Source organism: Caldibacillus debilis DSM 16016 (genome assembly GCF_000383875.1).
Lineage (GTDB): Bacteria > Bacillota > Bacilli > Bacillales > Caldibacillaceae > Caldibacillus > Caldibacillus debilis.
In genome coordinates this window covers 155,136-168,375 of the sequence record NZ_KB912891.1, presented here as the reverse complement: position 1 = coordinate 168,375, position 13,240 = coordinate 155,136, and the positions used below count along the sequence as shown (strand labels likewise).

13 protein-coding genes are annotated in these 13,240 nt (G+C 53.2%); 5 read left to right on the top strand and 8 right to left on the bottom strand.

The genetic code is table 11. From position 1 onward, the window contains the following. Window positions 1–46: 46 nt before the first annotated feature. Window positions 47–1,051 (bottom strand): spore coat putative kinase YutH, encoded by a 1,005-nt coding sequence (gene yutH / locus A3EQ_RS0110795; RefSeq protein ID WP_154652856.1) that lies wholly within the window; start codon window positions 1,049–1,051, stop codon window positions 47–49. A 224-nt stretch (window positions 1,052–1,275) separates the two neighbouring features. On the opposite strand from yutH, the gene A3EQ_RS0110785 reads away from it, so the two are divergent. Continuing rightward, a complete protein-coding gene (locus A3EQ_RS0110785; RefSeq protein WP_020155192.1) occupies window positions 1,276–1,776 on the top strand; it encodes a phosphatidylglycerophosphatase A family protein in 501 nt (166 codons plus the stop codon). Between the two features lie 125 nt (window positions 1,777–1,901). Here A3EQ_RS0110785 and A3EQ_RS0110780 read toward each other — a convergent pair whose 3' ends face one another. Together A3EQ_RS0110780 and A3EQ_RS0110775 are read right to left on the bottom strand one after the other, a co-directional pair. After that, the gene (locus A3EQ_RS0110780) at window positions 1,902–2,669 is read right to left on the bottom strand and encodes a TIGR01457 family HAD-type hydrolase (RefSeq protein ID WP_020155191.1); all 768 of its coding nucleotides are present in this window, start codon (window positions 2,667–2,669) and stop codon (window positions 1,902–1,904) included. 38 nt (window positions 2,670–2,707) lie between these two features. Further along, complete coding sequence (locus tag A3EQ_RS0110775) at window positions 2,708–3,148, bottom strand: DUF86 domain-containing protein (protein ID WP_020155190.1); 441 nt, start codon at window positions 3,146–3,148, stop codon at window positions 2,708–2,710. Between the two features lie 353 nt (window positions 3,149–3,501). Between A3EQ_RS0110775 and A3EQ_RS0110770 the strand changes: the two genes are divergently transcribed. After that, window positions 3,502–3,759: a hypothetical protein gene (locus tag A3EQ_RS0110770; protein ID WP_026499901.1), complete on the top strand. Its 258-nt coding sequence runs from the start codon at window positions 3,502–3,504 to the stop codon at window positions 3,757–3,759. 201 nt (window positions 3,760–3,960) lie between these two features. Here the strand turns inward: A3EQ_RS0110770 and A3EQ_RS0110760 are convergent, their stop codons facing one another. Then, window positions 3,961–4,242 (bottom strand): YutD family protein, encoded by a 282-nt coding sequence (locus tag A3EQ_RS0110760; RefSeq protein ID WP_020155187.1) that lies wholly within the window; start codon window positions 4,240–4,242, stop codon window positions 3,961–3,963. Window positions 4,243–4,340: 98 nt separating this feature from the next. On the opposite strand from A3EQ_RS0110760, the gene A3EQ_RS20935 reads away from it, so the two are divergent. Both A3EQ_RS20935 and A3EQ_RS0110750 read left to right on the top strand, forming a co-directional pair. Further along, on the top strand, window positions 4,341–4,925 hold the full coding sequence (locus A3EQ_RS20935; RefSeq protein WP_020155186.1) for a YhcN/YlaJ family sporulation lipoprotein: 585 nt from the start codon (window positions 4,341–4,343) through the stop codon (window positions 4,923–4,925). 250 nt (window positions 4,926–5,175) lie between these two features. Beyond that, window positions 5,176–6,132: a M23 family metallopeptidase gene (locus tag A3EQ_RS0110750; protein ID WP_235597177.1), complete on the top strand. Its 957-nt coding sequence runs from the start codon at window positions 5,176–5,178 to the stop codon at window positions 6,130–6,132. A 432-nt stretch (window positions 6,133–6,564) separates the two neighbouring features. Here A3EQ_RS0110750 and yunB read toward each other — a convergent pair whose 3' ends face one another. The 3 genes from yunB to A3EQ_RS0110715 all read right to left on the bottom strand — a co-directional run bounded on the left by yunB (window position 6,565) and on the right by A3EQ_RS0110715 (window position 10,921). Next, window positions 6,565–7,317 carry a sporulation protein YunB gene (yunB, locus tag A3EQ_RS0110740; RefSeq protein WP_020155183.1) on the bottom strand — a complete coding sequence of 251 codons (753 nt, stop codon included), beginning with the start codon at window positions 7,315–7,317 and terminating at the stop codon, window positions 6,565–6,567. Window positions 7,318–7,898: 581 nt separating this feature from the next. Then, window positions 7,899–9,287 carry a bifunctional metallophosphatase/5'-nucleotidase gene (locus tag A3EQ_RS0110730; RefSeq protein ID WP_020155181.1) on the bottom strand — a complete coding sequence of 463 codons (1,389 nt, stop codon included), beginning with the start codon at window positions 9,285–9,287 and terminating at the stop codon, window positions 7,899–7,901. Window positions 9,288–9,730: 443 nt separating this feature from the next. Next, window positions 9,731–10,921: an oxalate decarboxylase family bicupin gene (locus A3EQ_RS0110715; RefSeq protein WP_020155178.1), complete on the bottom strand. Its 1,191-nt coding sequence runs from the start codon at window positions 10,919–10,921 to the stop codon at window positions 9,731–9,733. Window positions 10,922–11,215: 294 nt separating this feature from the next. Between A3EQ_RS0110715 and A3EQ_RS22190 the strand changes: the two genes are divergently transcribed. Beyond that, window positions 11,216–11,365 (top strand): YjcZ family sporulation protein, encoded by a 150-nt coding sequence (locus A3EQ_RS22190; protein ID WP_020155177.1) that lies wholly within the window; start codon window positions 11,216–11,218, stop codon window positions 11,363–11,365. Between the two features lie 313 nt (window positions 11,366–11,678). Here the strand turns inward: A3EQ_RS22190 and A3EQ_RS0110705 are convergent, their stop codons facing one another. Beyond that, complete coding sequence (locus A3EQ_RS0110705; protein WP_020155176.1) at window positions 11,679–13,211, bottom strand: multicopper oxidase family protein; 1,533 nt, start codon at window positions 13,209–13,211, stop codon at window positions 11,679–11,681. Window positions 13,212–13,240 lie beyond the last annotated feature (29 nt).

Genomic DNA, 13,240 nt, shown 5'->3' with positions numbered 1-13,240 from the left:
CGGTGATCCCGGATCCGTCCCGTGAAAGACGCAACGGAATCCCCTATTATTTTAACCAATCGACCCGCGGCAGCCAATGGTTTTGCATCCGGATTTGCAAATATTCGATCAATTCCGCCAAGAATTTTTCATATTCCCCGCTCCGTTCCACCATCACCTCCAGTTCCCTTTCTTTTTTCAGCCTCTCCCCGTCAGATTCCGCCGTAAAACAGCCTTCGGCACATTCCAAAAAATGGAGCGGAAGAAGGAGGCGGGAATAATACAGGCGGCAAAAAAAAGGGGACAATGGAACGGCGGACGCATATTCCCGAAGCAGGCGGGAAATCATTTCCTTATACCTTCCCGGGAAACGGAAAAAGGCGTCCCGGGACCATTCGGCAAGATCCCGCGACGGATGGTCGACGACCCAATCGAAGGGGTTTTTCCAAACGGATTTGCCCCTCCAGGCCGAACAGCCGAACCGGTGGTGACAGATCGCCGGAAGATCGCAATCCCAAGGACGCTCATCATAAAAGGTCTCCGTGAAATACTGTATGGCGTTTTCGCACAAACCGGAAAAATAGGGAAAGGCCTCCGCGAACAATCGTTCAAATCCGCGCCCAGGCGCCTTCCCTTCCATGGTTTTCCATACCGCATCCAGCTGCTCCAGACGCCTCTCCCACATTTCTTTCCACAGGCCGTACCGGTTCAGCGCCTTGCCGCCGGCAAAATTCCTGCCCCGGCGGTGGAAGCCGGCCAATTCCCGGCCGAGATCGCGGATTTCACCCAGATTCCGGAGGGGGATTCGCAAAACCAGGCACGGTTCGCCCCGATATGCTATAATATAATACCCGTCCTTCGCCGGCAAAAATTCCGGAACATGCCTCTCCCCGAAGGAAATGAGCCAATTGGCCATGGCGTAACGTTCCTGAATTTCATCCGGCGCCTCTTCCGTCCTGATCCGGATATAGACCTGATCGCCGCTGCGAAAGGCCGGGCAGCCGTCCAGGGTGAAAAACCCCTCAGGCGTGATTCCGTATTGCTGCCGGATAAAAGAGGCATCCATTTCCATTTCCTTTTCCTCCCCGGTTCCCGCCAATAAAAGTCCAATACCTTTCTACCCATTGTATGATCCCCTCCTTCGGACTATTTCACATTTTGTTCCAGGGGGATTATAATAAGGAAAACGAAGCGGTTTTCTCCGCCCCGTCCCATGATGAAGGGCGGAGGCCAAAACCTCGCCCGTCCGGATAAAAATTCCTGACTTTCCATCATATTGAAAAGAAGGTGATTGCCATGTCCGAACAAAAATTCATGCCGTTAAAGGAAAATAGAGCAAAACAATTGCTGAAGGAACGGGGAGTAACCGTCGATGACATCGCCGAACTGGTGTATTTTTTGCAAAAAAGCTATCATCCCGACTTGAAAATCAAAGAATGCAAAGAAAACGTGGAAGCGGTATTGGAAAAACGGGAAGTGCAAAACGCCGTTTTGACCGGAATCCAGTTGGACGTATTGGCGGAAAAGGGGCTGCTCGATGAACCGCTGCAGACGATGATCAAAATGGATGAGGGCCTTTACGGCGTAGACGAGATCCTGGCCTTCTCAATCGTCAATGTCTACGGTTCCATCGGCTTCACCAACTACGGTTATATCGACAAAGTCAAACCGGGAATCTTAAAAAAATTAAACGACAAAAGGAACGGCGATGTGAACACCTTTTTGGACGACATTGTCGGGGCCATCGCCGCCGCCGCATCCAGCCGGCTGGCTCACCGTTCCGTGGGCGCCGAATGACCGCGCAAGAAGTTCCCCTCCCCTTTCCGTTTCCGGGCTTTCCCCCAACCGATCGGAAGTGCGTATAAAAACCCGCGGGACCATTTCCCGCGGGTTTTTGCCGGACCAAAAAGAGATTCTTCGTCTCAAAGAACCGTCCATTCGTCCAAGGAATCGACGGCGTAAGTCGGCATTTGCTCCACCTTTTGCAAATCTTCTTTTTTCGTGACGCCGGAAAAAACCAGCAGCGTATCGATGCCCGCCCGGATTCCGGCCAGGATGTCGGTGGCGTAGTTGTCGCCGACGAGCAGCGTCTCCTCTTTTTTTGTGCCCAATACTTGCAGCGCCTGTTCGACGATGATCGGTTCCGGCTTGCCGATAAATACCGGTTCCGTCCCGGTGGAGACGCGGACGAGGGCTGTCAAAGCGCCGTTGCCCGGCATCAGTCCCCGTTCCGTCGGCAGCGCGATGTCGCCGTTGGTTGAAATGAACCGGGCGCCGTTCCGGATCGCCAAGCAGGCGACGGCAAATTTTTCATAGGTCACTTGCCGGTCCAAGCCGACGACGACGCATTCGGCGTCCTCCCCGGCAAAGGCGAATCCTTTTTCCATCAGGGCCAGCTTCAGCCCCTCTTCCCCGATAAAATAAATCTTCGCATCCTTCTTCCATTGGTAAATGTAATTGGCCGTGGCCATGCTTGTGGTGAAAACCGAATCCTTCGTCGCCGGAATGCCGAATCGGTTCAGCTTTTCGGCCACTTGTTCGGGCGGTTTTGTGGAATTATTGGTGACGAACAAATACGGGATTTTTTCCTCGGCCAGCCGCCGGACAAACCGGACGGCCGCATCGATCCGTTCCTCTCCCCTGTACATCGTTCCGTCCAGGTCGATTAAATAACCGCGATATCTTTTCATCGTCGATCTCCCCAGCCTGTTATGTATGTTTATGAAAATTATTCGTTTTTAAATGCGGAAACCGGTCCAGACCCATGTTTCAAATAATCCCTGACCCGGTCCGGAAAAGCGGCAAAAGACGGCGCCGCCTGGCGGATCATCCTGTGCATCTGGCCATGGTCGATGGCCAAATACTCCTGCATGATCGTCTTTCGCATCGGAATGACCGATTTGAAATCTTCCGCCATCTTCTTGGTAATCACTTTCTCATCCGCCAAAATATCAACAATGTCGTTATAACTTCCCGGATCCCGCATGATGAAGCCGTCGATCAGGGCGTTGCCCGCATCCAGAAAGGAATCGATCAATGTCAACACAATCCTCTCCAAGGCCGCTTTCTCGATCTCCTTATCCGGAGATCGGATGGAAGACAGCGTCTCCAATTGTTTTTCCATGTATAACAGGGTTTCTTCAATTTTTTTGCGGTCAACAAAGTACAACGGCTCATTCCCCCTTTTCAAGAAACTTCCGTTCGAGAAGATTCGGCTAGCTATATGATAACACAATCCCGGCCCTTTCCGCATGCCGCCTTTTGCTTCCCCGGCAGGGGCTCCTCGCCCGTGCCCCGAAAGAAAATCTCCTTCCGCAAAAACTTCCGGGTTTCAATAAATCGGATCGCGGACGCTTAACGTCTCTGAAGGCCGAGAAACGCCTGACTTGCGGGTTTCATGTTTTTTACCTCTTCAGCGCCAAGGTTCATGCAAACCCCTGCGGCAAAGGCGAAATTTGGCCAATAAATATAAAATTTCCGGGAAATACTAGCCATATCCGGCGTTTGAAAGGGATGAACGGAATGGATCGAAAGGATCCGGAGCAATCCGGGGAATTTGCCAATGTTGAAGTCGGACGGGAATACATCGTTCCGGAGGAATTTCCGGAGGGGCCCTATGGCGCCCCGCGGGGAAAATTCGAAAGGATCAAGCCCGGGAAAAAGGGGAAAAAAGGGCAGAGGGTGTACAGCGCCTTCAATTATGAATACAAACAGCTCCATGAAAACCTGCCGAGGCAAATGGACGGGGCCCACCCTCCCCATGATGAAAAAGGGGAATAAAATTCCCCTTTCGGAAAAACAAGAAAACGGATGAAAGGTCGGGCCTTTAGGGACAAGCTCTCGACTTCGGCAGACACTTTAAGGGAAGGATCTTGAGTTTCGATGAAGGCGGAAACCAAACCGCCGAATCTTTTCCCTCCGGCCGAAAAAGAAAGGGAAAAAGAAAGGACGGATCCCGTTGGAAGATCCGTCCGTTCCCGATTATTTTTCCACCTTTTTTAATACGAAATAGGGACAGCCAAAATTGCAGTATTCGTATAAATATTCCGTCAAGGTGCTGATCTTCGTATCATAGGTCGCCTTCTGGTTGTTGTCGTCAAAAAAGCCTTTCAGCCGGAGCTGGCCGTAACCCCAGTCGCCGACAATATAATCATAACGGAGCAAAATATCGCTGAAACGGTCGCGGAATGCCTGCTCATTGAATCCGTTTTTTCTTTCCTCCACCAATTCGTAATAAACATTATGAATGCTTAACAATTTCATGGTCTATTTCGCACCTCGCTTCCCATGATCGCGGATTCCACATTTTTCTATCAGGAAAAAAGCCCCTTTTGCAAATGCTAAATTCAGGAGGTGATCCAATGAAAACTTTCATTTCCCTCTGCCTGATTTGCGCGTTCCTGTGCGGATGCAACAAAAGTGCCGGACATCCCGGCGTGTACGAAAGAAACGGGACCACGGTCGACGTGAACGACCAAAGGCCGGATCTGTACAATTACGTCGATACCGGAAACGGGGAACGGATGGATGACTTCGGATTCGTCCGGCACGTGAAAAGCCCTGTCGCCGGTCAAAACCCGGCCAACAAGCCGGTGTTCATCAACCGGGAGAAGTTGGCCGACATGATCAGCCGCCTCGTGGTGTCCCTCCCGGACGTAACGGATTGCAGCACTTTGGTCACGAGCAAGGAAGCGTTGGTCGCCTATACGACCGGCTCCCGCGACCGGCGGCGGGTGGCCGAACAGGTGAAGCGGACGGCCATGTCCGTCGTGCCGCGGCAGTACGAGGTTTATGTGACGGACGATCCTTCGTTGCGCAAGGAAATCGAAAATTTCGCCGGCTTGGACTCGGACAGCGGAGGAATCGATAAGGTTTTGAACCTTACCATTCAACGGATGATCGATTCCACGCCGCAGGGAACGGAACCGCCAGCGGGGGGCGGATGAGTCCGCCGGACCCCCGTTCCGGACGGCAGCGGATGATGCCGCATTTCTTATAAAGAATTATACTTTTCCCCAGGAAAAATTCAATCCTGAAGAGTTCCGCCGGCAAAATGCCGTCTTTCTTCATCTCCGCTCACTTCGTTCGCAGCCCATGATAACGGCCTGTCCTGCAACAGGACAGCGCCCGATCAAGCAAGGAGGAATCAGCTTGCGAATCAAGAAACTGTCCGTCCTTTTCATCCTTTTTTCCGCCATCTCCTGCCACCCCGCCCAGGCGGCCGCCCCGGACGGGGAAAAGGCACGGCTTGAAAAAAGGATGGAAGCCTATCAATATATGGGAGCGGCCACCCACATTCCCTGGTATTATCTGGCCGCCGTCGACCAATACGAAAGGAACATCCGGCAAGCGCAGCGTCATTCGCCCAAGCCCGAAGGGATCATCGCCATTCATATCCCAAAAGAAAAATGGGCGGGATTGTTCAATCCCGACCCGGATGACAAAAACCCGTTGTCCATTTTGGTTTTCCAAGGTTTCGGCAGGGACGGGAACGGCGACGGAAAAGCCGATCCGTCCGACGGCGCGGACGTCCTTTATTCCTTTGCCGACTATCTCCTGCAATACGGACCCGACGACGAAAACATCCGAATCGCATTGTGGAATTATTATCAGCGGGACAAGACCGTCGGCATCATTTTGAATATTGCCAAGCTTTTCAAAACCTACGGGCGGATCGACCTGCAGCAGAAGCATTTTCCCCTTCCCGTTTACGCCCGGTACAGTTACCGGGACACGTGGGGGGACCGGCGGGGGTGGGGCGGAAGAAGGATCCATGAAGGAACGGATATTTTTGCCCATTATGGCACGGAAGTGTATTCCACCTGTTACGGGGTGGTCGAGATGAAAGGCTGGAACAAATACGGGGGCTGGCGCGTCGGCATCCGCGACATCAACAATACCTATCATTACTATGCCCATTTGAATCATTTTTCTAAAAACATCAAAATCGGGGATGTCGTCGAACCGGGTCAGCTCATCGGCACCGTCGGCAGTTCCGGATACGGGCCGAAGGGCACGGCAGGAAAATTCCCTCCCCACCTCCATTATGGGATGTACAAGGATAACGGACGCACCGAATGGTCCTTTGACCCCTATCCGTATTTAAAACGTTGGGAACGGGAGACGAAGGCGAACAAAGGAAAAAAAGGCTAGTCCCCTGCCCCGATCCCAACGCAGCAAATGCCTTCCGGAAAGGCCGGCGGCCGGCCTTTCGGCATGCGGGAGAGAGGATGCGGGAGCTTTCCCGGGTTGGCCGGCCATCCGGGCGATAACCGTCCGGGCTTTTCATCCGGAAGCCATAGTCCAGACCGCCGTGGAAAAATGCCACCCTATCGCTTTGGAAAATCGTCCTCCCTTTTGTCCCTCTTTCCGCCGCGCCGCGGACTTCTGCGGCATATGGAGGGCATAGGGCGTCCAAAGGGAACAAATACGGGAAAGACAAATCCCCGGCATCCCGTTCCCCATCGGAAACCCGAGGTTTTCTCCGCGGCGTTTTTTGAGGGCCGGCACCCATTCCTCCCTTACTTATGGGAAACAATGGTGGAATCAACTTCCGCGAGGAGCCGGTACTCCCTTCCACCCGCCTTACTCTTTCCCATCGGGGATTTGGATCGAAGGGGGCGTGTCACCGCGATTGTTGTAAAACTGGGGAACATCCCCTTTAATGTATCCCATGGCGAGGGGGATCCTTTTTTCGATGGTCGTGATTTCCGTTTCAAAGGGGACGATAATGCGAATGCCGATCTTCACATGGAGCCGGATTTCCACCCAAATATTGTTGATTTGATGTTCTTCCCGGACGGTTTCAATATCGTTTTTCACATCGGCGATGGCCTGCAGCTTGACGGGGATATCCGGACCGAGACTGCCGATGATGATGTTATCGAAGACCCGGCCCATCGGGATGTAAAAGATGATCCCGTCCTTCGCCGGATGGACATCCTTAATATCCCCCTCCAGGGGAAGTTCCGCCGCTCCCCCTTCCATCGCATTGATGCTGTTCAGGATCGAATTGGTGATTTTCGTCGAATATTCCACCGCTTTCTGGGTATTGAACCGGTAAGTCATGACGCTCCCCGATTGGTCAAGGGGCACGATTTCCATCATATCGTCCAGCCGAAGGCCTTCGCCGATCTGATCTTCGATGGCCTTGTTGATCAGGTTCGTCGCCAAATTGACGGATTGGGACTCGGCGTATTTCATGACCGGCGACTTCATCCGGTCATTGACGATCCACAGCCCGACGGCGCTCGAAAGCACAAAAAAAACGAAGGATAACAACAAAATATATCGTAAAGGAAGCGGTTTTCTTCTGATGCGGCGGCGGTATAACGCCAACGGAGAACACCCCCTTACAAGCTATATGTATGCTCGCAAAGGGGAAAAAACAACGGTTTGAAAAATTGCCGACCGGAAAAGGAAAACAGGCCCGATACGGAAGGAAAATTTTCGGAAGGCCGCCCTTCCCGGTCGCAAAAATTCCGAACGGAAAAAGGAAATCCCCGTCAGGAACAAAATCTTCAGACAGCGCAACCCTTCCGGCAAAAAATTCCAACCGGAAAAAGGGAGAATGCCCGTGTCAAATTTCGGGCCGCAGACAGCCCTTCGAGGAGGAAAAGAGGCCGTTTCCGCGCGGCAACATTTAGGCCTTCAAAAACCGCACGGCTAACAAATATTTCGGGCATCGTCCCCCAGAACGAAAATTCCAGCCACAAAGGGTAAATACCCCTTCCGGAACGCTTGCGCCCTTTCGACGCATCCTCCCGAAATGGAAAGGAACCAGCCGCAAGCCTGTTGACGACGCTGCTATCTTCCGCCGGGACGGGGCAGTCTCCCTTCGGCGCCAATACTCCCTCCCGAAAAAGAAAAGGCACCGTCAGCAACCCTTCGGGGGCACGGCCGCCTTCCACCCGGTCCTTTTAATCATCTTCCGGCAGCGGGAACATGGTCTGCAATTTCCACTTCAAAACATCCCGAATGAATTCCGGCAAAAAGAAACGCTTTTCGGCCCGCATGATGGGGGGATAGAAACGGGCGATGGCGAGCATGTCGAGCGTCGCCACCGTATACCTTCGTTCCGGTTCGATTTCCGCGCCGTTAATCCGGATTTCCGCGGAGGCGCCCTTCCCGGAAATTTGGATGTTATCGAAGATCATTTTCCCGAAGATTTCGCCCCGGAAGCCGAACCCTTTGAGCGCCAGCGTCAAATAGGGGTCTTCCGCCATTTGGGCAAGGACTTCCTTCAATGCCCCTCCCTTCATGCTCACCGTGCAGGGATTGATCGGATGGGGGCAAATTCTATGGATATCATACTCGGTAACGATCCCTTCCGGGAGATCATCCAGCAAAATGCCCGCATTGATAAAGGCGCATTCGGCCTTGCACCATTCGGTTAAAGCTTTGCACAATAGCCGGTTCAGCTCCGTTTCCCGGAACCAGTCCGACTTCAGGCGGGCCGGCAGCTTCGCCACCGGGGCGGATAACAGTTTTTTTCCGTCTTCCTCCAATTGTTCGACGAACCGTTTCTCACCTTCCGCCTCCGCCAGCCCTTCCGTCGCGATCAGCATCGCCCTTTTGCGGACGGGCTTCTTTTTTTCCGGATCGAACGCCAATTCCACCCGGCCGATGTTCATCCCGTATTTTCCGGTGCAGCACAACAGGGTTTGGCCGATCTCCTTTCCCCTTTCTAAAACATGATGGGTATGGGCCCCCAGAACGACGTCCACCTCCGGGAATTCCTGGGCGATCCGTTCATCCTCGGACAACCCCAAATGGGAAAGGACGACGATCAGATCCGCTTGTTCCTTCAAGAAGGGCAGCCATTTCCGCAGCTCGGCAAAAGGATCGCCCGCCACCCAATGCAAAGGACGGTAAAAATTGCTGTAATTGATCGTAACCCCGATCACGCCGATCTTCGTTCCCCGCCGCGTCTCATACAGGCGGTAAGGTTTCGCCCACGGCGGCCGGCTCCCGTCTTCAAAAAAGAGATTGGCGACGAGGCAGTCGAACCGGGCCTCCCGGTACAGTTCCATCAAATCCTCATGGGACAAGGTGATCCCCTCGTTGTTTCCGATCGTCACCCCGTCATAGCCGCATTCGTTGAGAAGCTTGACGTTCCCCTTTCCCATCGTCCCTTCCGAGTAGGGGTGAAAACGGTCCACATGGTCCCCGACGTCGAACAGGAACATGGACTCGCCTCGCTGTTCATGGATTTCCCTTCGCCTTTGCAATTCCTTCCGGATGCGGGGCCAATTTTCAAAATGGCTGTGCAAGTCGTTCGTATGATAAATGTAAATCTTCTCAAGCATTTTATTCCCTCTTCGCAGGTTTTTCGGGGGCTTCCCCGGTGCAGGCAACGATTTTGGAATCGCACGGGAATCCCCCGCACATTTTACGTTCTCTACTCCATATATACCAAAAAATTCGCCCTTACGGAAACGCGGAACGCACCAACCGGATAATCAGGGCGAAAGGCATCAAGAACATCCGGTTCAGATACAGCCGTTTTCTGCCCGGATGAAACACAGGCATGTTATCGATCAGGATGAAAATGTCTGAGCCGTCAGGGAGCGTCATTTTGTTCACAAGCCGCCTCCATCCCCTCCCTTCTTTTTCGGAAGAAAAAAAGACCTACTCAAATGAATAGGCCCGCCTTCATCGTTTTCCATTTTCCTGAACTTTTCCTTCCGCGCCTTTTGGAAACAACAGATTCGCCGGTCGCCGGACATAGGGATGGCAGCTTTTACCGTTTTCATTCCTGCCGGCGGTTGACCGCGAATTTGACTACCGGCCATTTCTCCTTCCGCAGCGCGTTGATCAGTTCCGGCCCAACATGCAGGTGGGCCCGCACGAGCTCTTCCGGGGTCAGCGCCATCCACCGGTTCAGCGACACATCGGTGTAACGGTTGCTCTTGAATAGCTCAAAAAACCAAAGGCTTTGGTCGCCGATGTTCTGGATGTAGTGCCCGTAAGCGCGCGGGATATAGCCGACATCGCCGGCCCGATAATTGAATGTCCGGGCCGTGCCATTCGCGGCGAACACCGTCATGCGCGCCGTGCCCGTGAGGTAATACTGCCACTCGTCGCTGTTCGGATGCCAATGCATCTCCCGCATCCCGCCCGGCTCGACCTCGACCAGTGCCGCCGCGATTGTGGCCGATGCGGGAAAATTGGTGGAATCGACGATGCGTACCGACCCGCCCGTCGTGACGATCGGCTCTTGGGCCAGCAGCCGGTGCGTGAAGGTCTTTGGCACGATCCCGTAAGGATCCGGCACCTTCTGGGTTTCCACCGGTCCGGGCACCTTCCCTTGGAAAATGTAGCGCTGCTTGGCAGGAATATGGGCAAAGACGCTTTCCAGTACGCCGAAATTCGCGGCCAGCACGTCCTTCGCTGTATGGGCGAACCAATCGGTAATCGTGAAGGTATCGTACTCCGTGAAACTGCCGTCGTCGAAGACGAGCAGAAATTCGCAGCCTTCACCGAGCCCCTGGATCGAGTGGGGGATTCCGGCGGGAAAATACCACAAATCCCCTTCGCCTACATCGGCGATAAAATTCCGCCCGTGCTGGTCGACCGCGGTGATGCGGGCACTGCCCAAGATCACGTAGGCCCATTCCGCCTGCTTATGCCAATGCAACTCGCGCACCCCGCCGGGCGTCAGGTACATATTCACGCCCGCCAGGGCGGTGGCGATCGGCAGCTGCCTCACCGTCACTTCCCGCGACCAGCCGCCGTGTTTTAACTGCATATGGGTGTCGGAAAAGGAGAACTTCAAGTTGGGGATCGATCCGGCATCCGAAGCAGGCGGGACCAGCATGTCGGGATTCTCCAGGTCGCGAAGCACATCCCGGGGGCCCAAATCGATTCCGCCGGCGCCGTCTTCCCTGACCGGCTGCGGTACGTTTCCAAAGGAAGCTTGATTCTCCGGTCCTTTTTTCATAAGATATGATCCTTTCACAAGGAGTTTTGAAAATTCCATATTCTTAACAGTAATTTATGACGCGGATTCGGAAAATATCTCCCTTCGTATAAAAACCCCGAAACGTCCGATTTGGGTGCGAAGAAGACGCCATGGCAAGGTTCCGGGGTTTTGACGGATCATGAAAAATAATCTCCTTGTTTCACTGACGAAACAAAATCATCTGCATGCGCAGAAAATGATGTGAACGCCTAATCAAACGGAGAAAAAATCCTATATGATAAATGGCAGGCAAATAAATGGAGGTGTCATTCGATGAGTGCCGGAGGATATGCGGGTACCAGCTTTGCCTTTTTCGTGGTGCTGTTCATCTTGTTAATCATCGTGGGTTGCGGCTGTATGATCGGCGGTTTTGGCGGTCACGGGAGAGGATACGGTTATGGACCGGAATTCGGACCCTGTTAACCGCGGTTTACTTCAATAATTGCCAAAATGCTTGTCCTAGCAACAGGTTGAGCGGGGCACACAAAAGGACCAACGGACTTCGGTCTTTTTGTGTGCCCTGAAACGAGCGGCGGCATGCAACCGTCCCATAAAAAAGAGAGGTCTCCCCATCGCTTATTTCGCAGATCAATCGGTCTCCTCTCAACCGTCAAATGATCGGCGGCTTTTCATTTTTTACTGCCGGGGAAAACAAATTTCCCATCCCACATTTTTTCATAAGCGGTACGAGTTGCGCGGAGCAACGGTCAGGAGTGCCATTCGCGGCGGGAAACGGTCAGCGGATCACAAGATACGGCCTCATCATTTCATAATCCTCGTGCTCCAAGATATGACAGTGCCATACATACAGCCCCGTATAAGGACCAAACCTCATGATGATTCGGGTTACCTGGTTCGGATTGGCTCTTACGGTATCCTTCCATCCCCGTTCTTGCGGCTCGGGAGGGATCGGCGGGCCCGTATAACGGATGACCCCCTCCTTTTTAAACCTTTCGGCATCGAAATCCCGTCGGTCCAATATTTGAAAATCGATCAGGTGAAGATGAATGGGGTGTGTATCCCCCGTTAAGTTGATCAGGCACCATATCTCCGTTGATCCCAACTTTGGAGTTTCTGTTACGGGGGCATCCCAAGGTTTATTATCCAGCAGCATCCATTCACGGCCGTACGGATCCTGCCGGTCATTTAATGTAAGATATCGGATCTTCGCAGCCGACCCTTCGTTTATTTTCGGAAGCGGCAGCAAAACAGCCGGGATCACGCTCGTATCCACGCCGGACAGGGGAAGAGACACCCGAAACTGCATCACCGTCCCAGTGTGTTCGTCCGGCGGATCGCCGGCCGGAAAAGGAGCGGGGGCGTCATTGGTCATGGTAATCTTTTTCCCCGCCAGATTGGCAAAATCAATGATCACATCCGCCCGTTCCGCCGGGGCCAGCGTGATCTCCCTGACGCCGATCGGATGGGGCATGAATCCTCCATCCGTCCCGATCTGATAAAAAAGTTGTCCGGAATCAAGCTTCAGCCGATAAAAACGGGCGTTCGACGCATTTAACAGCCTGAAGCGATATTTCCGGGGTTCCACTTTGAGATACGGCCATACTTTCCCGTTTACGAGGATGGTATTCCCGAAAAATTCGGGAACGATCGAGGTTTCCAATCCCGGGACTGGTTTTTCCGGCTGTTCAGGGTAATATAGGGATCCGTCTTCCTTAAACGTCTTGTCTTGGATCATTAGCGGGATCTCGTATTTTCCGCTTGGCAAATTCAAGCGACGTTCCCGATGATCCCGGATCAGATAGAATCCCGCCAGGCCGGCATACACATTGAGCCTCGTGATCCCGAGCGCATGGTCATGATACCAGAGGGTGCAGGCCCGATCGGTATTATCATATCGATAGATCGGCTTTCGGAAAAATGGCCCGGTTTGTTGGAATCCCCTTGTAAACCAGGCCTCCGGATAGCCGTCGCTTTCCCATTCGACGCTCGCCCCGTGTACGTGTACGACCGTCCGTACTTCCGGCACATTCCCATGGGCGCCGTGCACCGTGCGGTCCACCGGCAAAAGATGTTTGTCCGGAAGCCGGTTGATCCATTGGATAAACACCCTTTCTCCGCTCGTTGCTTCGATGGTGGGACCCGGATAGCTGCCTTCAAAACCCCATACGGTCGTATCGTTTAATTCCCGGTGGAGGGATTGCTTAAATTCGGTCATATTCACTTCATAATACGTATGGAACGGATCTTTCCACCGCGGTTGTAAAACGGGAGGGACGGGAAGCTCATCTGCAAATTTGGAGAGTCTCATCGTTCCACTCCTTCATCACCCGATGATGA